This is a genomic window from Arenimonas aestuarii, from assembly GCF_054781715.1.
The window spans coordinates 474,825-496,678 of sequence record NZ_BAAGTW010000006.1 but is presented as its reverse complement, the minus strand read 5'-3'; the positions used below and the strand labels follow the sequence as shown (position 1 = coordinate 496,678).

At 69.0% G+C, this 21,854-nt stretch carries 23 protein-coding genes; 6 read left to right on the top strand and 17 right to left on the bottom strand.

Annotation, left to right across the window (positions count from 1 at the left end; genetic code table 11):
* Nucleotides 1–120: 120 nt before the first annotated feature.
* The gene (locus tag ACYVJH_RS11810; RefSeq protein ID WP_460454840.1) at nucleotides 121–1,869 is read left to right on the top strand and encodes a M28 family metallopeptidase; all 1,749 of its coding nucleotides are present in this window, start codon (nucleotides 121–123) and stop codon (nucleotides 1,867–1,869) included.
* A 74-nt stretch (nucleotides 1,870–1,943) separates the two neighbouring features.
* Here the strand turns inward: ACYVJH_RS11810 and ACYVJH_RS11805 are convergent, their stop codons facing one another.
* Together ACYVJH_RS11805 and ACYVJH_RS11800 are read right to left on the bottom strand one after the other, a co-directional pair.
* Nucleotides 1,944–2,894 (bottom strand): alpha/beta fold hydrolase, encoded by a 951-nt coding sequence (locus tag ACYVJH_RS11805; RefSeq protein ID WP_460454839.1) that lies wholly within the window; start codon nucleotides 2,892–2,894, stop codon nucleotides 1,944–1,946.
* Nucleotides 2,891–4,795: a M1 family metallopeptidase gene (locus ACYVJH_RS11800; protein ID WP_460454838.1), complete on the bottom strand. Its 1,905-nt coding sequence runs from the start codon at nucleotides 4,793–4,795 to the stop codon at nucleotides 2,891–2,893. Before ACYVJH_RS11800 ends, ACYVJH_RS11805 begins: the two co-directional genes overlap by 4 nt.
* A gap of 141 nt (nucleotides 4,796–4,936) precedes the next feature.
* On the opposite strand from ACYVJH_RS11800, the gene ACYVJH_RS11795 reads away from it, so the two are divergent.
* Entirely contained in the window at nucleotides 4,937–6,619 is a 1,683-nt protein-coding gene (locus ACYVJH_RS11795; RefSeq protein ID WP_460454837.1) for a GspE/PulE family protein, read from the top strand.
* A gap of 24 nt (nucleotides 6,620–6,643) precedes the next feature.
* Here the strand turns inward: ACYVJH_RS11795 and ubiE are convergent, their stop codons facing one another.
* Nucleotides 6,644–7,402: a bifunctional demethylmenaquinone methyltransferase/2-methoxy-6-polyprenyl-1,4-benzoquinol methylase UbiE gene (gene ubiE / locus ACYVJH_RS11790; RefSeq protein ID WP_460454836.1), complete on the bottom strand. Its 759-nt coding sequence runs from the start codon at nucleotides 7,400–7,402 to the stop codon at nucleotides 6,644–6,646.
* 49 nt (nucleotides 7,403–7,451) lie between these two features.
* On the opposite strand from ubiE, the gene ACYVJH_RS11785 reads away from it, so the two are divergent.
* On the top strand, nucleotides 7,452–7,805 hold the full coding sequence (locus ACYVJH_RS11785) for an ArsC/Spx/MgsR family protein (protein ID WP_460454835.1): 354 nt from the start codon (nucleotides 7,452–7,454) through the stop codon (nucleotides 7,803–7,805).
* Here ACYVJH_RS11785 and ACYVJH_RS11780 read toward each other — a convergent pair.
* The 9 genes from ACYVJH_RS11780 to lptM form a co-directional block, all read right to left on the bottom strand.
* Nucleotides 7,802–8,158 carry a gamma-butyrobetaine hydroxylase family protein gene (locus ACYVJH_RS11780; protein ID WP_460454834.1) on the bottom strand — a complete coding sequence of 119 codons (357 nt, stop codon included), beginning with the start codon at nucleotides 8,156–8,158 and terminating at the stop codon, nucleotides 7,802–7,804. The two genes, ACYVJH_RS11785 and ACYVJH_RS11780, sit on opposite strands and share 4 nt — an antisense overlap.
* A gap of 9 nt (nucleotides 8,159–8,167) precedes the next feature.
* A complete protein-coding gene (locus ACYVJH_RS11775; protein WP_460454833.1) occupies nucleotides 8,168–8,758 on the bottom strand; it encodes a hypothetical protein in 591 nt (196 codons plus the stop codon).
* A complete protein-coding gene (locus tag ACYVJH_RS11770; protein ID WP_460454832.1) occupies nucleotides 8,755–9,336 on the bottom strand; it encodes an RNA polymerase sigma factor in 582 nt (193 codons plus the stop codon). The genes ACYVJH_RS11775 and ACYVJH_RS11770 overlap by 4 nt, the downstream gene beginning before the upstream one ends.
* Before the next feature lie 102 nt (nucleotides 9,337–9,438).
* Nucleotides 9,439–10,776: an ATP-dependent protease ATPase subunit HslU gene (gene hslU / locus ACYVJH_RS11765; protein WP_460454831.1), complete on the bottom strand. Its 1,338-nt coding sequence runs from the start codon at nucleotides 10,774–10,776 to the stop codon at nucleotides 9,439–9,441.
* A complete protein-coding gene (hslV, locus tag ACYVJH_RS11760; RefSeq protein ID WP_460454830.1) occupies nucleotides 10,776–11,315 on the bottom strand; it encodes an ATP-dependent protease subunit HslV in 540 nt (179 codons plus the stop codon). Before hslV ends, hslU begins: the two co-directional genes overlap by 1 nt.
* 51 nt (nucleotides 11,316–11,366) lie before the next feature.
* Nucleotides 11,367–12,275, bottom strand: a complete 909-nt coding sequence (gene xerC, locus ACYVJH_RS11755; protein WP_460454829.1) for a tyrosine recombinase XerC — start codon at nucleotides 12,273–12,275, stop codon at nucleotides 11,367–11,369.
* Nucleotide 12,276: 1 nt separating this feature from the next.
* The gene (locus tag ACYVJH_RS11750) at nucleotides 12,277–12,954 is read right to left on the bottom strand and encodes a DUF484 family protein (protein ID WP_460454828.1); all 678 of its coding nucleotides are present in this window, start codon (nucleotides 12,952–12,954) and stop codon (nucleotides 12,277–12,279) included.
* Nucleotides 12,951–13,805 (bottom strand): diaminopimelate epimerase, encoded by an 855-nt coding sequence (dapF, locus tag ACYVJH_RS11745; protein WP_460454827.1) that lies wholly within the window; start codon nucleotides 13,803–13,805, stop codon nucleotides 12,951–12,953. Before dapF ends, ACYVJH_RS11750 begins: the two co-directional genes overlap by 4 nt.
* Nucleotides 13,802–13,915 (bottom strand): LPS translocon maturation chaperone LptM, encoded by a 114-nt coding sequence (gene lptM, locus ACYVJH_RS11740; protein WP_460454826.1) that lies wholly within the window; start codon nucleotides 13,913–13,915, stop codon nucleotides 13,802–13,804. The genes dapF and lptM overlap by 4 nt, the downstream gene beginning before the upstream one ends.
* 46 nt (nucleotides 13,916–13,961) lie before the next feature.
* Between lptM and ACYVJH_RS11735 the strand changes: the two genes are divergently transcribed.
* The gene (locus tag ACYVJH_RS11735) at nucleotides 13,962–14,618 is read left to right on the top strand and encodes a hypothetical protein (RefSeq protein ID WP_460454825.1); all 657 of its coding nucleotides are present in this window, start codon (nucleotides 13,962–13,964) and stop codon (nucleotides 14,616–14,618) included.
* A gap of 58 nt (nucleotides 14,619–14,676) precedes the next feature.
* Here the strand turns inward: ACYVJH_RS11735 and ACYVJH_RS11730 are convergent, their stop codons facing one another.
* Together ACYVJH_RS11730 and ACYVJH_RS11725 are read right to left on the bottom strand one after the other, a co-directional pair.
* On the bottom strand, nucleotides 14,677–16,779 hold the full coding sequence (locus tag ACYVJH_RS11730) for a prolyl oligopeptidase family serine peptidase (RefSeq protein WP_460454824.1): 2,103 nt from the start codon (nucleotides 16,777–16,779) through the stop codon (nucleotides 14,677–14,679).
* Nucleotides 16,780–16,850: 71 nt separating this feature from the next.
* A complete protein-coding gene (locus tag ACYVJH_RS11725; protein WP_460454823.1) occupies nucleotides 16,851–17,309 on the bottom strand; it encodes a GNAT family N-acetyltransferase in 459 nt (152 codons plus the stop codon).
* A gap of 66 nt (nucleotides 17,310–17,375) precedes the next feature.
* On the opposite strand from ACYVJH_RS11725, the gene ACYVJH_RS11720 reads away from it, so the two are divergent.
* On the top strand, nucleotides 17,376–18,875 hold the full coding sequence (locus ACYVJH_RS11720; protein ID WP_460454822.1) for a RimK family protein: 1,500 nt from the start codon (nucleotides 17,376–17,378) through the stop codon (nucleotides 18,873–18,875).
* Here ACYVJH_RS11720 and ACYVJH_RS11715 read toward each other — a convergent pair.
* Nucleotides 18,835–19,170 carry a hypothetical protein gene (locus ACYVJH_RS11715; protein WP_460454821.1) on the bottom strand — a complete coding sequence of 112 codons (336 nt, stop codon included), beginning with the start codon at nucleotides 19,168–19,170 and terminating at the stop codon, nucleotides 18,835–18,837. The two genes, ACYVJH_RS11720 and ACYVJH_RS11715, sit on opposite strands and share 41 nt — an antisense overlap.
* A 123-nt stretch (nucleotides 19,171–19,293) precedes the next feature.
* On the opposite strand from ACYVJH_RS11715, the gene ACYVJH_RS11710 reads away from it, so the two are divergent.
* A complete protein-coding gene (locus ACYVJH_RS11710) occupies nucleotides 19,294–19,848 on the top strand; it encodes a lipocalin family protein (RefSeq protein WP_460454820.1) in 555 nt (184 codons plus the stop codon).
* A 17-nt stretch (nucleotides 19,849–19,865) separates the two neighbouring features.
* Here the strand turns inward: ACYVJH_RS11710 and ACYVJH_RS11705 are convergent, their stop codons facing one another.
* Complete coding sequence (locus tag ACYVJH_RS11705; protein WP_460454819.1) at nucleotides 19,866–20,831, bottom strand: patatin-like phospholipase family protein; 966 nt, start codon at nucleotides 20,829–20,831, stop codon at nucleotides 19,866–19,868.
* The gene (locus tag ACYVJH_RS11700; protein ID WP_460454818.1) at nucleotides 20,821–21,789 is read right to left on the bottom strand and encodes a helix-turn-helix transcriptional regulator; all 969 of its coding nucleotides are present in this window, start codon (nucleotides 21,787–21,789) and stop codon (nucleotides 20,821–20,823) included. Before ACYVJH_RS11700 ends, ACYVJH_RS11705 begins: the two co-directional genes overlap by 11 nt.
* Between the last annotated feature and the right edge of the window lie 65 nt (nucleotides 21,790–21,854).

The window sequence follows — 21,854 nt, the reverse complement described above, 5'->3', positions numbered from 1 at the left end:
GGAAAGCAGGGCCAGGGCCGGGTCTCCCGGCCGGGTCGCAGGGGCCGCTGAACAGCCGACGCTGGCCCCCGGCCCATTGGCGCTAGAATCGGGGTTTCCGTTCAGCTGGAGACCCCACGCATGAAACACACCCTGCTTTTTGCCGCCGCGGCGCTGGCCCTGTCGGCCTGCAGCCCGTCGTCGGAACCGGCGGACGAGACCGGCACCGCTGCCGCTCCGGCCGCGACCAGCGCACCGTCGGCCGACCACGGCTTTGGTCCGGAAATCTCCGCCGAGGACTTCGCGGCCCACGTGAAGGTGCTCTCGTCCGATGCGTTCGGCGGCCGTGCCCCGGGCACCCCGGGCGAGCAGATGACCGCCGACTACCTGGTGGCGCAGTTCGAGCGCCTGGGCCTGAAGCCGGGCAATGGCGACAGCTGGTTCCAGGACGTGGCGATGGTGGAAACCACCGCCGACGAATCGACCTCCAGCGCCAAGATCACCCTCGGTGGTGAAGAACGCCCGCTGGCCTTCGGCACCCAGATGGCCCTGGGCACCCGCAGCGCCCAGCCCGAAGTGACAGTGGACGCCAGTGAAATGGTGTTCGTCGGTTACGGCGTGAACGCGCCCGAAGCCGGCTGGAACGATTACGAAGGCCTGGACGTGAAGGGCAAGACCGTCGTCATGCTGGTCAACGACCCGGGTTTCCACGTCGACAGCACCGATCTCTTCAGCGGCAAGAAGATGACCTACTACGGCCGCTGGACCTACAAGTACGAAGAGGCCGCCCGCCAGGGCGCCGCCGCCGCGCTGATCATCCATGACGACGCCGGCGCCGGCTACGGCTGGGACGTGGTGAAGAACAGCTGGTCGGGCGCGCAGTACGACCTGCCCGTCTCGTCCGATCCCGAGCCGCGCTTGCCGATGCAGGGCTGGATCACCGGCGAAGTGGCCGAGCAGCTGTTCGCCGACGCCGGGCTGGACCTGGCCGAGCAGCGCACCGCCGCCAACCAGCCGGGCTTCACGGCTGTCGACCTGGGCGAGGCGACCTTCAGCGCCACGCTCAACTCGAGCATCAAGGAAGGCAGCTCGCGCAACATCCTGGCAAAGCTGCCGGGCACCGAGCGCCCGGACGAAGCCATCGTCTACACCGCGCACTGGGACCACCTGGGCGACCACAGCGCCACCCACGGCGGCGACGGCAACGCGGTGTCGGCCGGTTCCGAGGGCGAGGACCACATCTACAACGGCGCCATCGACAACGCCACCGGCGTCGCCGGCGTGCTGGAGATCGCCGAAGCCTTCACCGTGCAGGACCCGCAGCCCGCGCGTTCGGTGGTGTTCCTGCTGGTGACGCTGGAAGAATCGGGCCTTCTGGGTTCGAAGTACTACGCCGCCAACCCGGTGATCCCGCTCAAGGACACGGTGGCCGTGGTGAACCTGGACGCGATGTCCGTCGTCGGGCCCACCAAGGACTTCGTGGTGATCGGCCTGGGCAACAGCGAGCTCGACGAGGTGCTGCGCCCGATCGCCGAAGCACAGGGCCGCACCCTGGTTGAGGAGGACAGCGTGGAGAAGGGCTTCTTCTTCCGCTCCGACCACTTCAGCTTCGCCAAGTTCGGCGTGCCGGCGCTGTACGCCAAGGGCGGCATCGACCATGTCGAGAAGGGCAAGGAGTATGGCCGCGAGATCCAGGCCAACTACCAGACCGTGGCCTACCACAAGGCCGCCGACGAGTTCGACCCGAACTGGGACCTGCGCGGCGTCGTGCAGGACCTGCAGGCGCTGTACGGCGTCGGCCGCGAACTGGCCGGCAACGACGCCTGGCCGAACTACGTGGAAGGCAACGCGTTCAAGGCCGCCCGCGACGAGTCGCGCGCCGGCGAATAAGCCCCGCGCTGCTTGAGTAGAAAGGCCGCCTCCGGGCGGCCTTTTTTTCATCCAGGAAACGGGCCAGGGCCCGCCTACTGCACGAAGGCGGTGAGAGCTTCGGCGACCTGGCGCGGCTGGGCCATCATCGGCATGTGGCCGCAGCCGCTGAGGATCACGGTGCGGCTTTGCGGCAGGCCCCTGGCGAAAACTTCGGCGGCGCTGATGTCGATCACCTTGTCCTCGCGGCACCACAGCAGCAGGGTCGGCGCGCTGATGTTGCCGAGTTCGGCTTCCAGCGCGAACGCGTCCGGGCCGCGGCCGATGCCATCGAGCACGCGCTGTTCGAAGTCCGCGTCCGCACGGCGGCGGCGCACCAGGGCTTCGCTGGCCGGCCAGGGCACGAACGGCGGGTCGGCGAACACAATGCCCAGGTAACGCTTGAGTTCGGCGCGGTTGGTCACCTGGAAGGGGTTGTCACCCGCCAGCACGGCGTTGGCGAAGGCGTTCTCTTCGTAGCGCACGCCGGCCGAGGACATCAGCACGATGCGCGGCGCGGTTTCGGGGTGGCGCGAGGCCAGCAGGCCGACGATCTGACCGCCCATCGAATGCCCGACCACCAGCTCCGGCGCCTGCGGCAGCGCCTTGATGAAGGCCGCAAGGCGCGCGGCCTGGGCCACCGGACCGTAGTCGGCGCCGGCCAGGCGGTCGCTTTCGCCCCAGCCCGGCAGGTCCACCGCGATGACGCGATGGCTGCGCGAGAGTTCGCGCATCAGCGGCAGCCAGTTTTCCTTGCTGCCGGTGAAACCGTGCACCAGCACCAGCAGCGGCGCGTCGCGCGGGCCGGCGGCTACCGTCGCCCAGCGGTGGCCGGCGATGTCGAAATCCAGCGGGTCGGCACCGGCCAGCCAGCGCTGGCGCGCAAACTCGGCCTGCAGGAGACGTTCCGGCGCGCTGGCGGCGAGCCCCAGCGCCCCGATGGTGACGCCCAGGGCACCGGCCAGCAGCAGCTTGTTGCGCGAACTCGCCGGACGCTCGGACGTCATTGCGTTCCTGCGTCCGCGGCCTCGCGGGCCTTGGCCAGCACCGATTCCACCGACCCGCGGGTGATCGGGTGGTAACCGGCCTTGGACATTTCGTACACCTGCGTGGCGAAGGCCAGGCCTTCCTCGCTGGCGACCAGGGCTTCGTAGGTGGGCATGATCAGCTTGCGCCGGCCGATCTTGCGCAGGAACAGCGACATCGCCGGCCGCGCCTCGAAGTACTGGCTGCGCTCGGACAGCGGGTACCAGCGCTGGGCCAGTTCGCCGTTGGACGTGCCGGTGAAGCGGAACGCCTGGTCGAGTTCGACCATCTGCGCGGGCTCCAGCGCCTTGGGCATGCCTTCCAGGAAGTGCACCCATTCCTGCGTGGTCCACTCGGCGGTGGGCAGGTCGCGGGCGGTTTCGCGGCTTTCCAGCCAGTCGGCGCGCGCGGCGTCGACGGCGGCGAAACGCGGCGAGTCGATGCTGGGCGCGAACGCGGGAATGCCGGGCTCGGTCATCCAGGCCATCACTTCCTCGCGGGTGACGGCACCGGGCTGCCTGGCCATCAGCTCACTTTCAAGGAAGGCCAGGAACTGCTCGCTGGTGGCCGACTGGAAAGCGTGCTGGTCGAACCAGGCACGCAGGAAGGGGTCGAAGCTTTCGCGACCGAAACGCTGCTCCAGGAACTGCAGGAACCAGGCGCCCTTGTCGTAGGCCACCGCGCCCAGCGCTTCCTCGGGGTCGGAGCCGACGCGCGCGGGCAGCATCAGCACCTGCTGCGCTTCGGGCACGTCCTTGAGCTCCTCGCGCAGCCCGTTGCGGCTGATCACGAACTCCATGTCCGCCCGGGCCTTGCCGAACAGTTCCTCGACGATGCGGTTCTCGACGTAGCTGGTGAAGCCTTCGTTGAGCCACATGTCCTTCCAGGTGGCATTGGTGACCAGGTTGCCCGACCACGAATGCGCCAGCTCGTGTGCGATCAGCGACACCAGCGACTTGTCGCCGACGATGACCGTCGGCGTGATGAAGCTCAGGCGCGGGTTTTCCATGCCGCCGAAGGGGAAGGACGGCGGCAGGATCAGCAGGTCGTAACGGCCCCAGCGGTAGGGTCCGTACAGCGACTCGGTGACCTGGATCATCTTCTCGGTGTCTTCGAACTCCTTCACCGCGCGGTCGATGACCTGCGGCTCGGCCCAGACGCCGGCGCGTTCGGAGATCGGCTTGAACACCAGGTCGCCCGCGGCGATCGCCATCAGGTAGCTGGGGATGGCCTGGGGCATGGTGAAGCGGTAGTCGCCGTCGCGCTCGGCCGCCGGATCGTTGTCGGCGCTCATCAGCGCCATCACGTCGGCCGGGGTGCGGATGCGCGCCGTGTAGGTGAAACGCACCGAGGGCGTGTCCTGCAGCGGCACCCAGCTGCGGGCGTGGATGGCCTGCGACTGGCTGAACATGAAGGGGGTCGCACCGCCGGACGTCATGCTGGGTGCCAGCCACTGCAGGCCGGATGCCTCGGGTGACGTGGCGTAGTGGATGCGCACCTGCTCGTACTGGCGCGGCATGGCGATCGTGAGCTTGCTGCCGAATCGTTCGTCTTCCTCGGCCAGGACGAATTCGAGTTCGCGCCACTTCCGGTCACCGTTGCGGCCTTCGATGCGTTCGATGGCCAGGTCGCGGGTGTCGAGCACCAGTTCGCGGGCCTCTTCGTCCACCCAGTCCAGACCCAGCGTGGCGTGACCCTCGAGCTGGCGCTCGGCGAAGTCCACGGCCAGGTCCAGGCCCAGGTTCGCGATGCGCACCTTGTCGGGCTGGGCGTAGGAGTGTTCATCGCTGCGGCGGTCGCCATCGGCCGGGGCCTGGGCGGTGGCCTGGGCGAAGGCTGGCTGGGACAGCAGCAGGGCGAGAATCAGGCTGAGGCGGCGCATGGGCGTTTCCGTACGGCGGGACCGTCCGATTCTATCGCAGGCCGGGCCCGGTTCCCGGCCCGCCCGGTAAACCTGACCTGGGACAAATAAGCCACCCTGAAGGCGCGGCATACTGGACGGGAGCCACTGCCGAGCCCGCCCATGTCCAGCCCAGCCCCGCCGCGCAGCCCGACCCTGATCACCGAGCCCGGGGCCCTGGCCCAGTGGCTGGAGTCTTCGTCCACCGGTTCGCCCTGGAACCACGACGATGGCGGGCTGGAGCCCGATGACTGGCTGGCCCTGGGGGACGACACCACCGAGGCCCATTTCCACAAGGCCCGCGCCCTGGGCGTACCCCTGGTGCGGCTGGACGACCTGGCGCCCGACCAGGCCGCCACCAGCCTGATCCGCCCGGAAGTGGCCCGCAGCCTGCGCGCCGTACCGCTGCTGGTGCGTGGCGGCAACGTCGCCGTGGCGATGGAGGACCCGGGCAACAACGAGGCCCTGAGCACCCTGGACTTCCTGTCGCGCCAGCGCGTGCGCGCCCTGCTGGCGACGCCCCGCGAGATCCGCGAAGCCATTGCCCGGCACTACGACCGCGTCGAGGACCAGGACATCGCCCGGCAGCTTGGCGTGGACCCCGCCGGCACCACCGTGGAAACCAGCGAGCAGGAAGCCCAGCGGCTGTCCCGGGAAAAGCCGGTGGTGCGCATCGTGCACGGCCTGATCGCCGACGCGGTGGCCCGGCGCGCGTCCGACATCCACCTGCGCCCCGGCGAAAACGGCACCGACGTGCTTTACCGCATCGATGACGAAATGGTCCCCGTGCGCCGGCTGATGCGCAGCCTGCATCCGGCCGTCACCAGCCGCGTGAAGGTGCTGGGTTCGATGAACCTGGCCGAACACCGCAAACCCCAGGACGGCCGCACCACGTTCACGCTCGACGACGGCCGCGAAGTCGACCTGCGCATTTCGGTACTGCCGGCGGTGTTTGGCGAAAGCGTGGTTATCCGCCTGCTCGACACCAACGAAAGCCTGTGGGACCTGGACCAGCTGGGCCTGACCGAAGACGACCGCCGCCGCATCGAAGACGTGATGGGGCGCAGCCACGGCATGTTCCTGACCACCGGACCCACCGGCTGCGGCAAGTCAACGACGCTCTACGCGATGCTGCTGGAGCTCCGCAAACAGCGCATCAACATCCTGACCATCGAGGATCCGGTCGAGTTCTACATCGACGAGATCCAGCAGATGCAGGTCAACCGCGCCGCGCAGTTCACCTTCGCCAGCGCGATGCGCAACTTCCTGCGCCACGACCCGGACGTGATCATGGTCGGTGAGATCCGCGACCGCGAAACCGCCGCCATCGCCGTGGAAAGCGCGCTTACCGGCCACCTGCTGCTGTCCACCCTGCACACCAATACCGCCGCCACGACGGTGACGCGCCTGCTGGACCTGGGCGTGGAGGCCTACCTGCTGCGCGCCTCGCTGCTGGCGGTGATGTCGCAGCGCCTGGTGCGGCTGACCTGCACCTACTGCAAGGACGTGGAGGACGTGGACCCGCATATCCGCGAAAGCCTGGGCGTCGGGCCGGAAGAAGTCTTCCACGCCGGCCGCGGCTGCTCGCACTGCGAGGGCCTGGGTCTGTTCAAGCGCCGGGCGGTGTACGAGTTCATGGTGGTCACGCCGCGCATCCAGTCGCTCATCGTGCCGGGGGCCGAAGCCGACAGGATCCACGCGACGGCGCTCGAGGAAGGCATGGTGCCGCTGACCCAGGCAGCGGTGAACCTGGCCCGGCAGGGGCTGATCTCGCTGACCGAAGCCTGGCGGGTGCGCGCGGACTGACCGACTGCGCGCCTGGCGGCGCCCCTACAGCTTGTAGCCGGAGTGGATCGCGCAGATGCCGGCGCTGAGGTTGCGGTAATCGCAGCGGCCGAAACCGGCCGTTTCCATCATGGCCTTGAGTTCGTCCTGCGGCGGATGCTTGCGGATGGACTCGGCCAGGTACTGGTAGCTGTGTGCGTCGTTGGCGAACAGCTTGCCCAGGCGCGGCAGCACCTGGAAGGAGTGGAAGTCGTAGACCGGGCGGAACCATTCCGGCTTCACCTGCGAGAATTCCAGCACCAGGGCGCGGCCGCCGACCTTCAGGACCCGGTGCATTTCCTTGAGCGCGTTGGCCTTTTCGGTGACGTTGCGCAGGCCGAAGGCAATGGTGACCAGGTCGAAGCTGGCGTCGGGGAAAGGCAGGGCTTCGGCGTTGAGCTGCACGTACTTGACCCCGCGCACCAGGCCGCGGTCGGTGAGGCGGTCGCGGCCCACGCCCAGCATCTGCGCATTGATGTCGCCCAGCACGACGCTGCCGGTGGCGCCGACGCGCTCGTGCAGCAGCGCGGCGATGTCGCCGGTGCCGCCGGCCAGGTCGAGCACGCGGTCACCGCGCTTGACGCCGGAGGTGCCCACGAAATAACGCTTCCAGACCCGGTGGATGCCCAGGGACATCAGGTCGTTCATCAGGTCGTACTGGCGCGCGACCGAGCTGAACACCTGCCCGACCAGCTTCTTTTTCTCGCCCACCGGCACGTCGCGAAAACCGAAGTGGGTGGTCTGCTCGCCGCTCTTCTCGTCCATGCCGCAAGTATAAACCGGGGCCAGAGCCGGGTTTTGGCATCATGGGCCCATGAAGACGATACGGATCTGGCATAACCCCCGCTGCAGCAAGTCGCGCGAGGCCATGAAACTGCTCCAGGACCGCGGCGTGACGGCCGACGTGGTCGATTACCTGGGGCAGCCGCCCTCCCCGGCCGACCTCCTGGTCCTGCTGGGCAAGCTGGGCGGCGACCCGCGGCAGCTGGTGCGCTTCAAGGAGGACGAGGCCAAGGCCCTGGGGCTGTCGGCCGACGACCAGCGTCCGGCCGCGGAGTGGGCGGCGCTGCTGGCGGCGCACCCGAAGCTGATCGAGCGGCCGGTGCTGGAGGTGGGCGGCCGGGCCGTCATCGGCCGGCCGACCGGGCGCCTGCTGGAACTGCTCTAGCGCGACAGGCCGGCGGCTTCCAGGGCGGCCAGGTAGGCGGGCCAGCGGGTGTCGTGTTCTTCGCCCAGGGTGGCGAGCAGGCGCCAGCTGTAGAGGCCACTCTCGTGGCCATCGTCGAAGCGCAGCAGCACGGCGTAGTGGCCGACCGGCTCGATGGCGCGGATGTTGACGTCGCGCTTGCCGGCCACCAGCACCTTCTGGCCCGGACCGTGGCCCTGGACTTCGGCGCTGGGCGATTCCACCCGCAGATACTCGCAGGGCAGCCGGAAGCGGCGGCCGTCGTCGAACGCCACCTCCAGCAGGTGCGAGGCCTTGTGCAGGACGATGTCGGTGGGGCGCGGCGGGTTGGTCATCGCGGCATTCTAGGGCTCGCGCGCCTGCTCGCGCAGGGCGAGCAGGCGCTCGCGGCGCTGGCGGGCCAGCCGGCATCGCCACAGGCCGTAAAGGCCCATCAGCGGGATCACCAGCACGTTGATGTACAGGCCGCCCACCAGGCCGGCCGCGCGGCTGGGTTCGCCATCCTGGGCCAGCAGCCACAGCCAGAATCCATAAAGGCCCAGCCACATCAGCAACACGGTCCACATGCCGAATCGCCAGTAATGCAGCGTCGTCGCGCAGCGGCGAAGCTCCAGGTCCAGCAGGGCCGTGGCGTCCAGGCCGGCTTCGCTCCACTCGCGGCGCCGCAGCCAGACCATGTAGGCCTGGTAGGCCACCATCAGCACGGCGAGGCCTCCGAACAGGCGCCGCTCGAACCCATCGCTGCCTGGCGCCAGGGTGACCAGCGCACAGAACAGCACGACCAGGGCCGTCAGCCCGGTTTCCAGCCACACGGTGCGGCGCAGGGTGCGGCCACGGCGGCTGGCTTCGCGGCGCAGGGCCTCGACGTCGATGGCCGGCGCGTCCTGCTGCCGCCAGGTGGCGGACAGCGCGTCCCAGTCAGTGTTCGGATTCATGCGCCGTCTCCCAGCCACTCGTTGAGTTGGCGGCGCGCGCGGGACAGGCGCTGCGTCACGGTGTTTTCCTCCAGCCCCAGGCTGTCGGCGATTTCGCGCTGCGAAAAGCCCTCCAGCGCCAGCACCACCACCTGGCGTTGGCCCAGCGGCAGCCGGCGAACGGCGGCGACCAGGTCGCTGCGCTGCTGGTGCGCTTCGGCGTGACGGACGGGGTTGGCGACCGGGTCCGGATGTTCGTCGTGCAGCTCGTCGCCCTGGGCGCGTTTTTCCTTCGCCAGGTGGTCCAGGGCGCGGTTGTGCGCCACGCGGGCGGCGAAGGTGCGCAGGGAGGCGTCGCCGCGCCAGGCCGGCAGCGCCTTCCAGACCGCCAGGCTGATTTCCTGCAGCAGGTCGTCGCGGCGCGCGGGCTCGGCTTCGTAGCTGCCGGCGATGCGCGCCAGCATCGGGCCGTGCTCGCGCAGCACGTCCTCGATGCGGGGCGCATCCTGCGCCATGGCCGGCCGCGGCTCAGGCACCGGCCGGGAGCGCGGTGCCGGGCGGTCGGCGGCCAGGTTGGAGACGGCGGAAACGGCGGGCATGTCGGCTCCAGGGAACACTTGAAGCGGTAGACCCGGCCTGCGCCGGAAACCTGACAACTGCCTGCTCGATTCGCATGGGAGGGTCGACTCCGGCCCGGGGGCCTAGAGGATGTAGCGGCTCAGGTCGGGGTCCTGGACGGCATCGCCCAGCTGCTCGTCGACCATGGCCTTGTCGACCATCAGCGACAGGCCACCCTTGTCGGGCGCCTCGAAGCTGAGTTTTTCCAGCAGCTTCTCGAGCACGGTGTGCAGGCGGCGGGCACCGATGTTCTCCTGGCGTTCGTTGATCAGGAAGGCGATCTCGGCCAGGCGGTCGACGGCGCTCTCATCGAAGCCGATGTTCACGCCCTCGGTGGCCAGCAGCGCCATGTACTGCCGCACCAGCGCGTTCTTTGGCTCCGTGAGGATGCGCTTGAAGTCGTCGCGGCTGAGCGCACCGAGCTCGACGCGGATCGGGAAACGCCCCTGCAGCTCCGGAATGAGATCGGACGGCTTGGCCACGTGGAAGGCGCCCGAGGCGATGAACAGGATGTGGTCGGTCTTGATCGAGCCGTACTTGGTGCTCACCGTCGAGCCTTCGACCAGCGGCAGCAGGTCGCGCTGCACGCCTTCGCGGCTGACGTCGCCGCCCTGCACGTCCTGGCGCTTGGCGACCTTGTCGATTTCGTCGATGAAGACGATGCCGTTCTGCTCGCAGGCGGTGATGGCCTGGGCGCGCACCTCGTCTTCGTTGACGAGCTTGCCGGCCTCTTCCTCGATGAGCATGGGCAGCGCCGCCTTGACGGCCAGGGTGCGCTTCTGCGCCTTGCCGCCGCCCATGGACTGGAACATCTGGCGCAGCTGCTGGCCCATTTCCTCCATGCCCGGCGGGGTCATGATGTCCATGCCGGCGCCCATCGGCGGCTGCAGCTCGAGTTCGATCTCGCGGTCGTCGAGTTCGCGCTGGCGCAGCTGACGGCGCAGCTTGTTGCGGGTTTCGTTCTCGCCTTCGGAATTGACCTCGATGGCGAAACCCGGGCCGCGGCGCTTGGGCAGCAGGACGTCGAGGATGCGGTCTTCGGCGCGCTCCTCGGCCTGGGTGTGCACGCGCTGCTTGGCCTGTTCGCGGAACATCTTCACGGCCATGTCGGCCAGGTCGCGGATGATCTGCTCGACGTCCTTGCCGACGTAACCGACTTCGGTGAACCGCGTGGCCTCGACCTTCACGAAGGGCGCGTTGGCCAGCGCCGCCAGGCGACGGGCGATTTCGGTCTTGCCGACGCCGGTGGGGCCGATCATCAGGATGTTCTTGGGCATCACTTCGTCGCGCATGGACGGCTCGAGCTGCATGCGCCGCCAGCGGTTGCGCAGGGCGATCGCGACGGCTCGCTTGGCGCCGGCCTGGCCGATGATGTAGCGATCGAGTTCGCCGACGATCTCGCGGGGGGTCAGCTCGGACATCAGAGTTCCTCGATCACGATGTTGCGGTTGGTGTAGATGCAGATGTCGCCGGCGACGTTGAGCGCGTTCTCGGCGATCGTGCGCGCGTCGAGGTCGGTGTGGTTGTACAGCGCCCGCGCCGCGGCCAGCGCGTACGGGCCGCCGGAACCGATCGCCACGATGCCATCCTCGGGCTCGATGACGTCGCCATTGCCGGAGATCACCAGCGAGGTGTCCTTGTCGGCCACCGCCAGCAGCGCCTCGAGCTTGCCCAGCCGGCGGTCGGTGCGCCATTCCTTGGCCATCTCGACCGCCGCGCGCACCAGCTGGCCGCCGTTCTGGTCGAGTTTTCCTTCGAAGATTTCAAACAGCGTGAAGGCGTCGGCGGCGGCACCGGCGAAACCGGCGACCACCTTGCCGCCCGCCAGCTTGCGGACCTTGCGGGCATTGCCCTTCATGACGGTGTTGCCCAGCGTGACCTGGCCGTCGCCGGCGACGACGACGCGGTTGCCGCGGCGGACCGAGAGGATGGTGGTGGCGTGGAAGACGGTGGGGTCCATGGGCGGTTCCGTGGGGGGACAGGCATCAATTGGGGGCGGGGCCCGGCGCCTTCAACCGTCCTTCTTGCGACGGGCGCGGGGATGGGCGGCGTCGTAGACCTTGGCCAGGTGCTGGTAGTCGAGGTGGGTATAGACCTGGGTGGTGGCGATGTCGGCGTGCCCGAGCAGTTCCTGGACGCCGCGCAGGTCGCCGCTCGATTCCAGCACGTGGCTGGCGAAACTGTGCCGCAGCAAGTGCGGGTGCACGCGCTTGAACAGGCCCTGCTGCATCGCCAGCGTGCGCAGCCGCGCCTGCACCGTTCGCGGGCTGATCGGCCCGCCCTGCCGGCCCGGGAACACCGGCACCTGCGGCGACGAGGGCGCGCAGGCCTGCTTCCAGTCCGCCAGCGCCTTGCGGGCATGGCTGCCCACCGGCACGACGCGGCTCTTTTCGCCCTTGCCCAGCACCGTCACCAGGCCATCGGCCAGGTCCAGGCCGCCCCATCGCAGGCCGCACAGTTCCGACAGGCGCAGGCCCGAGGAATAGAACAGCTCCAGCATCGCCCGGTCGCGCAGGCCCAGCGGGCCATCGGTGGACACTTCGACCAGGCGCGAGGCTTCGTCGGGGTCCAGGACCTGCGGCAGCTTGCGCGGCGACTTCGGCGCGCGCAGGCCCAGGGCGGGGTTGAGCTGGGTGCCGTGTTCGCGGTTGAGGAAGCGGTAGAGGCTGCGCACCGCCGAAAGCCGGCGCTGCAGGCTCTTGCCCGACAGGCCACGCCGGTGGGCGCCGGCGACGTAACCGCGCAGGGCCTCCTGGCGCAGGCCGGCCCACAGGGTGATGCCGTTGTCGCGCATCCAGCCCGACAGGTCGGCCAGGTCGCGCCGGTAGGCATCGAGCGTGTGTTTCGACATGCGCCGCTCGACCGCGAGCCAGGCCAGGAAGGCGTCGATCTCGGGCTGCAGCGGCGTGTCGGGGGCCATGTCAGTCCGTCGGCGGACGACCCAGCGCCGTCACCAGCGATTCGGCCATCAGGCGCAGGAACAGCGTGCCCATGCCGGGAAAGAAGCGGTTGGCGTCGGCGCTGCCGACGGCCAGCATGCCCAGGCCGGGCAGCGGCAGCAGCACGGCGGACGCGGCGCGGGCCTGGTCGTCGCCGAACAGCAGCGCCAGCTTGTCCTGGTTGAGCCGCCCGGTGAGCGGTTCACCGCCGGCGAGGAAATCGCGGAAGGGGGTCAGCGCGGCGTCCTTCTCCGGGATCACCTGCAGCCATTCGGCCTGCAGGCCGTCGACGGCGTCGAACAGCACCACGCGCACGTCTTCGCCGCGGAAGTCCTCGCCCAGCACCGCGACCATGGTGCGCAGGGTTTCGGCCGGGCCGCGGGCGCGCATCAGCGCCAGCGAAAGCTGGTGGGTACGCACGGCAAGGCGCTCGTTGTCCTGGGCATTGGCGAACAGGTCGTTGAGCCGGCGGGTGAGCTCGCGGTTCTTGTCGCGCAGCACGTCGAGCTGGTAACTGGCCAGCGACGCCGCCTGCCCTTCTTCCTTGGGCACCACCAGCGAAACCGCCAGGTCCGGGAACTGGCCCAGGAACTTCGGGTGCCGGCGCAGGAAAGCGGCGACTTCGTGGGCGCCCAGGCGCTCGTTCTTTTCTTCGATCATTCGACTTGCTCCAGCAGGAAGTCGCCTTCGAACACGAAGGCGGTGGGTCCGGCCATGGTGACCGGCGAATCATCGCCGGGCCAGGTGATTTCAAGGGTACCGCCAGGCAGTTGCACGAACACGTGGCGGCCAATCCGGCCGCGCCGCGCCAGTACCGCCACGGCCGCGCAGGCGCCGCTGCCGCAGGCCAGGGTCTCGCCGGCGCCGCGCTCGAACACGCGCAGGCGGATGCGATCGGGCGCCAGCACCTGGGCGAAGCCGACATTCACGCCTTCGGGGAATTCTTCGCGCGCCTGCAGCGCGGGGCCGAGGACGGCGACGTCGGTCGTGTCCACGTCGGGCACTTCGATCACCGCATGCGGATTGCCCATCGAGGCGATGCCAAAGTCCACGTCCCGGCCGCCCAGGGTGAAGCGGTAGCCGTGCTCCGCCGCCTCGGCGCGGAACGGCAGGTCGGCGGGCTCGAAGCGCGGCACCCCCAGGGCCAGCGCGTAGCGGCCCCCGCCCAGGGCCTGCACCGTGACCGGGCCCGGCGGGGCTTCGAGCAGGAAGGACGACGTGCCGGCCGCGCCGTCCCGCTGCAGCCAGGCGGCAACGCAGCGGGCGCCGTTGCCGCACTGCTGCGCGGACGAGCCGTCGGCATTCCAGATGCGGTAACGCGCCACCGCGCCGGGCTGGACCGGGTCTTCGATGGTGAGCAGCTGGTCGAAGCCGACGCCCCTATGGCGATCACCCAGGGCCCGGGCCAGGGCCGGGCTTGGCGCCGGGCGCCCGCCGCGCAGGTCGAGCACGACGAAATCGTTGCCCGCCCCATGCATCTTGGAGAAGCGCAGGGTCGCGGCGCCGGTCATGGCGCGGCGGCGGCCCCGGAGGCTGCGGGACGGACCAGGTCGCCCTTGTTGCCGCAGGCGGCGACCAGGGCGAGGCTCAGCAACAGCATGATTAAGCGGGCGGTTTTCATGCGGCGAGTATAGTCCGCGGCAGGACCTGGGCGAATGGAGTGCGCGATGTCGCTTTCGAACTGGTTGTTGCTGGCCGCCGGCCTGCTGGCCCTGCTGGGCCTGCTGCCATGGATGCGGCCGCGCCGCACCCGCCGGCACGGCCGCCGGGGCGGCCTGGGGCGGGCCCTGGGTGCCTTCGTGCTGCTGGTGGCGCTGTTGCTGGCGGGCCTGGGTGGCCTGCTGCGCCAGTACCACTGGCTGACCGCCGACGTGCCGGTGGCGACGATCAGCCTGCGCCAGCTGGGCAGCCAGCGTTTCGAAGCCACCCTCGTCCGACCGGGCCTGCCGGACCGGCAGTTCGAGATCCTGGGCGACGAATGGCAGCTCGACGCGCGGGTGATCCGCTGGACGCTGCCCGGCCAGCTGGCCGGCATGCGGCCGGTATATCGCTTCGAACGGCTGTCGGGCCGCTATGGCGATCCCAAGCAGGAGCTGGTGGCCCAGCGCAGCGTGCACGACCTGCGCGAAGGCTGGGACTTCTGGGAATTCCGCCAGCGCTGGCTGGCCGGCCTGCCGGTCGCCGACGCCCGCTGGGGCAGCGCCGCCTACCTGCCGATGATCGACGGCGCCACCTACGAGGTGGCGCTCAACCCGCGCGGCGGCCTGGTCGCCAAACCCGCCGACCCGAAGACCGAACTCCTGCTCCAGCAGGCCGGCTGGTAAGCCGGCCTGCCGGTAAGAACGAAAGCAGGAACGCGGGACACGCCCGCGGCGGTTTGTCCTACTTGCCCTTGAACAGCTGCTGCTTGAGGAAGGTGAAAGCCAACGCGCCCATGTAGGCAGACTGGGCATTGTTGGCGGCGCCACCGTGGCCACCTTCGATGTTTTCGTAGTAGGTGACGTCGTGGCCCTGTTCCATCATGCGCGCCATCATCTTGCGGGCATGGCCCGGGTGCACGCGGTCGTCGCGGGTGGAGGTGGTGAACAGCACGGGCGGGTACTCAACGCCCTTCTTCACGTTCTGGTAGGGCGAGTACTTGCGCAGGAACTCCCAGTCCGAGGGCACGTCCGGGTCGCCGTATTCGGCCACCCAGGAAGCGCCGGCCAGCAGCTTGTCGTAGCGGTACATGTCCAGCAGCGGCACCTGGCAGACGACGGCACCGAACAGCTCCGGGTACATCACCGTCATGTTGCCCATCAGCAGGCCGCCGTTGCTGCCGCCCTGGATGCCCAGCCGCTCGGGACGCGTCACCTTGCGGGCGATCAGGTCACGGGCCACGGCCGCGAAGTCCTCGTAGGCCTTGTTGCGGTTCTCGCGCAGCGCCGCCTGGTGCCAGCGCGGGCCGTATTCACCGCCGCCGCGGATGTTGGCCACCACGTAGACGCCGCCCGTCGACAGCCAGTTCTTGCCGACGCTGGCCGAGTAGTTCGGGGTCAGCGAGACCTCGAAGCCACCGTAGCCGTAAAGCAGGGTCGGGTTGTCGGCGTCCAGCGCCAGGTCCTTGTCCGAGACCATGAAGTACGGCACGCGGGTGCCATCCTTGCTGGTCGCGAAATGCTGCTCGATGCGGTACGGCGTGGCGTCGAAGAAGGCCGGCAGCTGCTTGAGGATCTCGGGCTGCTCGCCGATCTCGCCCAGCATCAGCGAGGTCGGGGTCAGGTAGTCGGCGACGGTCATGAAGTAGGCGTTGGACTCGTCGGCGTCCACGGCGCCAATGCTGACGGTTCCGAACGCCGGCGCACCCACCAGCGGCTCGCGCTTCCAGCCGTCCTTGCCGGGGGTCAGCACGTAGATGCGGTTCTTCACGTCCTCAAGGACATTGATGAAGAAGTAGTCCTTGGTGGCGCCGGAACTCGCCAGGGAGCTGTTTTCGGTCGGCGCGAACACGACCTCGAAGTCGCGCGCACCCTTCATGAAGTCATCGAAGTTGATCGCCAGCAGCGACCCGGCCGGATGGGTGGTGCCGGCGACCTCCCAGGGCTGGCGCAGCTCAACCGTCAGCCATTCGCGGAACACGCCCTTCTGCGACCCGTCGGGCAGGTCGAGCTTGGCGAGCTCGCCGCTGTCTTCGCGCAGGTAGAGCTCGTTGGTGTAGAAGGTCAGGCCCCGGTAAACGAAGTCGCGCTCCCAGCCCGGGGTGTCGTCGTGGAAGGCGCCAACCGAGATGTCGGTCTTCTCGCCTTCGTACACGACCCTGGCTTCGGACATGGGCGTGCCGCGCTTCCATTCCTTCACGACGCGCGGGTAGCCCGAATCGGTCATCGAGCCATCGCCGAAGTCGGTGCTGACGTAGACGGTGTCGATGTCGATCCAGCCGACGTTGCCCTTGGCCTCGGGGCGGCTGAAACCGCCTTCGACGAAGGCCTTTTCGGATACGTCGAACTCACGGGTGACGGTGGCGTCGGCGCCGCCGCGCGAGAGATCGATCAGGCAGCGGTCATAGTCCGGGCGCAGGCAGTCGGAACCGCCCCAGACCCAGTTCACGCCCTCGGCCTTGCCCAGGGCGTCGATGTCGAGCAGCACTTCCCAGGCGGGCTCGTCCTTGCGGTATTCCTCGAGCGTGGTGCGGCGCCAGACGCCCTGCGGGTTCTGCTTGTCGCGCCAGAAGTTGTAGTAGTACTCGCCGCGCTTGGACACGTAGGGAATGCGGGCGTCGGAATCGAGGATGTCCAGCAGGTCCTGGCGAACCTGTTCGAAGCCCGGATCTTGTGCCAGCTGCTTTTCGGAAACGGCGTTGCGGGCGCGGACCCAGTCCAGCGCCTTGTCGCCCTCGACGTCCTCAAGCCACAGGTGGGGGTCGTTGTTCATGTCGGCGGGCTCGGCGGCGGAGGCGTTCACGGATAGGGCGCCGGCAACAAGCCAGGCAAGGGCGGTAAAGCGCATGGGAATCCCCGATGGTTGAAACGACCTTCGACGCTAACACGGCGCCCCGTTAAGGGGCCGTAGGCCTGAAGTCATGCCCCGGACCAGTCGCGGCCGTAGCGCCAGCCGGGAGCGCCGTCTTCGTAGTAGGCCGGCAGGGCGGCCAGGGATCGGTAGCCGGCGGCCTGGTAGAGCGCATTGGCGGCGGCATTGTCCTGGCGGACCTCCATGCGCAGGCCGCGACAACCGGCGGCGCGAGCCTGCGCTTCGGCATCGGCCAGCAGGCGCCGGCCCAGGCCCTGGCCCCGGGCAGCCTCGTCCACGGCGATCGAATACAGCCGCGCCAGGCCGCTTCCCCGGCGCAGCAGGACCAGGTGGTAACCCAGCACGACCCCGCCGGCGGCGGCCACGCGAAAGCGTGCCCGCGGATTGCCCAGGTGGTGGCGGAACTGGCGGGCGGACAGCCGGTCGCCCGGGAAGCGCGCTTCCAGCGCCAGCAGTGCCGGCAGGTCGTCGGGTCGGGCGGCGCGCAGGCGGGCGGGGGCAGGCATGGCGGCAGTCTATCCAAGCGCGCGGCGAAGGCTCATGCTTTGCGCCGTCGCCCCCTGCCTGCCGCCATGAGCCGCCTCGTCATCGTTGTCGAAAAACCCTCTGACTGGGGGGCGTTCTACCCTTCCGACAACGTGGTGGCGGCCGCCGACTACCTGCGTGGCGAAGTCGCCGCCGAAGGCGAGCGCACCCAGGTGATCAACCTGTGCCGCAGCTACAAGTACATGGGCACCGGCTATTATGTGTCGCTGCTGGCCGAGGCGCGCGGGCACAAGGTGATCCCGAGCGTGCGCACGATCAACGACCTGCGCCGGCGCTCGCTGTACGGCATCGACATCGAGGACCTCAACACCCAGCTGGGCAAGTTCCTGCCCGAAGGCTCGCGCGACGCCAGCGACTTCGGCCTGCTGGTCTACTTCGGGCGAACGCATTACGCGCCCCTTGAGGACCTGGCCCAGCAGGTGTTCGAAACCTTCCCCTGCCCGGTGCTGCGCATCGAGTTCGAGCGCCAGCGGGTCTGGCAGATCACGGCGATCAAGCCGGCCAGCCTGCACATGCTGTCCGACGACCAGGAAACCGCCTTCGCCGACGCGCTGGACGCCTTCAGCAAGAAGATGTGGCGCAAGCCGCGGGCACGCCGCAAGTACCGCTACGACCTGGCGATGCTGCAGAACCCGGACGAGGCGATGCCGCCGTCCAACAGGAAGGCGCTCAAGCAGTTCATCGAAGCGGGAAAGGAGCTCGACATCGAGGTCGACCCGATCGGCCGGCGCGACTTCACCCGACTGGCCGAATACGACGCGCTGTTCATCCGCGAAACCACGGCGGTGGACGACCACACCTACCGGTTCGCCCACCGCGCCGAGCGCGAGGACATGGTGGTCATCGACGACCCGCAGTCGATCCTGCGCTGCACGAACAAGATCTACCTGCACGACCGGCTGCGCGGCCGCAAGCTGCCGACGCCGCGCACCGAAATCGTATTCCGCGACGATGCGCGCAAGCTGGCCGCCCTGCCCGACCTGCTGGGCCTGCCGCTGGTGCTGAAGATCCCGGACGGCAGTTTTTCCCGCGGCATCCACAAGGTGGAAACGCCGGAGCAGCTCAAGGCGGCGGCCGACCGACTGTTCCAGCAGACCGCGCTGCTGCTGGCCCAGGAGTTCATGCCCACGGAATTCGACTGGCGCATCGGCGTGCTGGACGGCGAGCCGCTGTATGCCTGCCAGTACTTCATGTCACGCGGGCACTGGCAGATCTACGACCATGCGGCCAAGGCGGGCAGCAAGCCGGGTGCGGTGCGATCGGGTGGCTTCAAGACCCTGCCCGTGCGCGAAGCCCCTTCGGAAGTGGTGCGCCTGGCCACCCGCGCCAGCAATGCCATCGGCAATGGCCTCTACGGCGTCGACCTGAAGGTGGTGAAGGACCGCACCGTGATCATCGAGGTCAACGACAACCCGAGCATCGATGCGGGCGTTGAGGATGCCTACCTGGGCGAGGACCTGTACCTGCGGATCATGGGGGAGTTCCTCAGGCGGCTTGAGAGGAAGCGGCTCGGCGTGCGCGACTAGACCGGCGCAGCTGGCTGCCGCCAAAACGCTGGCGGCGGCGTGGCGTGGCGCGGACGAGGTGCGCACGCCACGCCGTCGCCAGGAACCGGCGATGCAGCGTGAGCAGGGCTGCGGCGGGTGCCGCGAGCAGCCAGAACGGCAGGAAACCGAAGGCGGACGCCCCGCCCGGCGCCAGCGGAAGCGCCAGCAAGGCCAGGGAAACCAGCGCACCCAGGGCCAGGGCCTGCCAGAGCAGGCGCGAAAGCACCGGAAACTCCGGTTCAGGGCGGCTTGCGACGATCTTGAGGCGGGGCATGGGGAGCTCCTGCGTTTGGCGTGGAGCCAGCTTCCCAAACGGATGTCTCACGGACCGAGACGGGATTGACGCGGCCTTCGCCCGGCGGCCGATACGCTGTCACGACACTGAACGGAGCCGCTCATGCGCCGTCTCGCCCTGATCCTGCCGCTGCTGCTGCTGGCCGCCTGCGCCGCCACCGGGGGAACCATGCCGCCACTGACCACCGATGCCAACATCAACCTCGAGCGCTACATGGGCCGATGGTGGGTGATTGCCAACGTTCCCTATTTCGCCGAGCGCGGAAAGCTCGCCGCCGCCGACGTCTACACGCTGCGCGACGACGGCCGCATCACCAACACCTACGTCTACCGCAAGGCCTTCGACGAACCCGAGAAGTCCATGAACGGCGTCGCCGAGATCGTGCCGGGCACCAACAATGCGCAGTGGCGCATCGCCTTCTTCTGGGGGCTGGTGAAAGCCGATTACCTGGTGATGGAGGTGGCGCCGGATTATTCCTGGGCGCTGATCGGCCATCCCAAGCGCAAGCTGGCCTGGATCTTCTCGCGCAAGCCGGTCATGGACGAGGCCCTTTACCAGGACCTGCGCCAGCGTTTCGCCGCCTGGGGTTACGACCCCGAAACCATCCTGAAGGTGCCGCAGAAGCCCGAGCAGGCAGGACAGCCGGGTTTCCAGTAGTCCGGCGCCCGGCCGGCTTACAGGCCGGCCGCGTCCAGGGCCTTCTCGGCCGCGGCGCGGCCTTCGTCCACCAGCTCGCGGGCGCGCCAGAACTCGTAGAACGTGGCGACTTCGCGCGACATCTGGATCAGCAGGTCCGGCGGATCCTGGGCCAGCTGCACGCGCGCCATGTGCGCCTGCATGGTGTCGAGCGAACGCGACATCAGGTCCATGACGCCCCGGCTCTTTTCGTGGCCATTGGCGCGGCGTGACGGGGTCACCGAGGCGGCGATGCCATCCCAGATCGAGGCCATGCGCTCGCGCAGGCTGCCGCCGTCCTCGTGCTCCCCCGGTTCTTCGTCGTCGCCGTGGCTGGCGAGGATCTCTTCGTGGCGGGGTTCGAGCGCGGGATTCATCCAGGGCACGGGGCCGTTGACGTCCACGGCGATCACCCGGTCGACGCGCATCTGCCGGGTGGCGGCGATCGGCACCGGCGCCAGCAGGCCGCCGTCCACCAGTTCGCGGCCGTCGATGTGCGCCGGGGTGAAGATCATCGGGATCGCGATCGATGCCCGGATGGCGTCGAACAGCTTGCCGCGGGTCAGCCAGACTTCGCGCTGGCTCGCCAGGTCGGTGGCGACGGCGACGTAGGGCATCGGCAGGTCTTCGATGAGGTGGTCGCCGACCAGTTCGCGCAGGGCCCCGATGACCCGGTCGCCCCGGATCAGGCCGGGAAAGCCGTAAACGAAGTCGAGCAGGCGCAGGACGTCGGTGCGCTGCAGGCCGCAGGCCCAGTCGGCGTATTCCTGCAAACGCCCGGCGGCGTAGATGCCACCCACCAGTGAACCCATGGACGAGCCGGCGATGCCGGCGATCCGGTAACCACGCGCCTCGACCGCCTGGATGACGCCGACATGGGCGATGCCGCGGGCGCCGCCCGCACCCAGCACCAGGGCCACGCGCTTGCCGCGCTCGGGCGCGGCCGGTCCGGACTCAGCGGTCATAGGCCGACAGGGCCAGCTGCAGCATCGTGCGCGCCTGGGCACGCAGGGCCGGCGGTTCCAGCACCTCGGCGTCGGCGCCGTAGCGCATGACGTCCATCAGCAGTTCCTTGGCGTTGCTGTAGGGCAGCTTCAGCTCGTAGCGGCCGTCGGGCAGGAAACGGCCCTCCTGCTTGGAATGCCAGTGTTCGTCGGCCACCCAGCGCGCGGCCTTGGGCGAAAAGACCAGGGTGGCCATGCCCTTGGGCGCGCCGGAAAAGATGCCGTAGCTCGACGCCAGGTGCTGGTTGAGTTCTTCGTCGGGGATGTCACGCGCGGCCGGGTCGAGCAGGCGTGCATGCTGCACGCGGTCGACGGAAAAACTTCGCAGGCCGTCGCGGTCGTGGTCCCAGGCGTCGAGGTACCAGTTGTCCTTGTAGTGCGTCAGCCGCTGCGGCGAGACCTTGCGGTGCGTGCGCTCGTTGGTGGAGCGGGCCAGGTAGTCGAACTCCAGCTGGCGGCGTTCGAGCACGGCGCTGGCGACCAGGCGGAAGGCCAGTTCGTCGCGGCGACGCACGCCCGAGGCGATGACCCGCACGCGCTCGACCGGCCAGCGCTTGCCGCCGGCCTGCTGGGCCAGCAGGGACTCGATGCGGCCCTTGAGCGGCGCCAGCGCGCTGGAAAGCACGCCCTGGCCGGTGCGGTCGAGCAGCTGGTGCGCGGCCAGCAGGGCATGGAGTTCGTCGGAGTTGAGCCAGAGTCCGGGCAGCTCGAAGCGTTCGGCCTCTTTTTCGTCGTAGCGGATGCTGCCCTCGCCTTCGCTTTCCACCGGCGCACCCAGCGCGTCGCGCAGGAAGGCGATGTCGCGGTAGAGGGTGGCGCGCGAGCAGGCCAGCTCTTCCATCAGGCGCTTGATCGGCACCGGGTAGCGGGCGGTCTTGAGGCTGCGGTGCAGGGCGAGGATGCGCTCGTAGCGGTCCATGGGGGTCGGGTCCGGCGGTGGGCGGCTAGGCGCCTAGGATGGCAGTTCAGGGCCCTGCCCCGCCA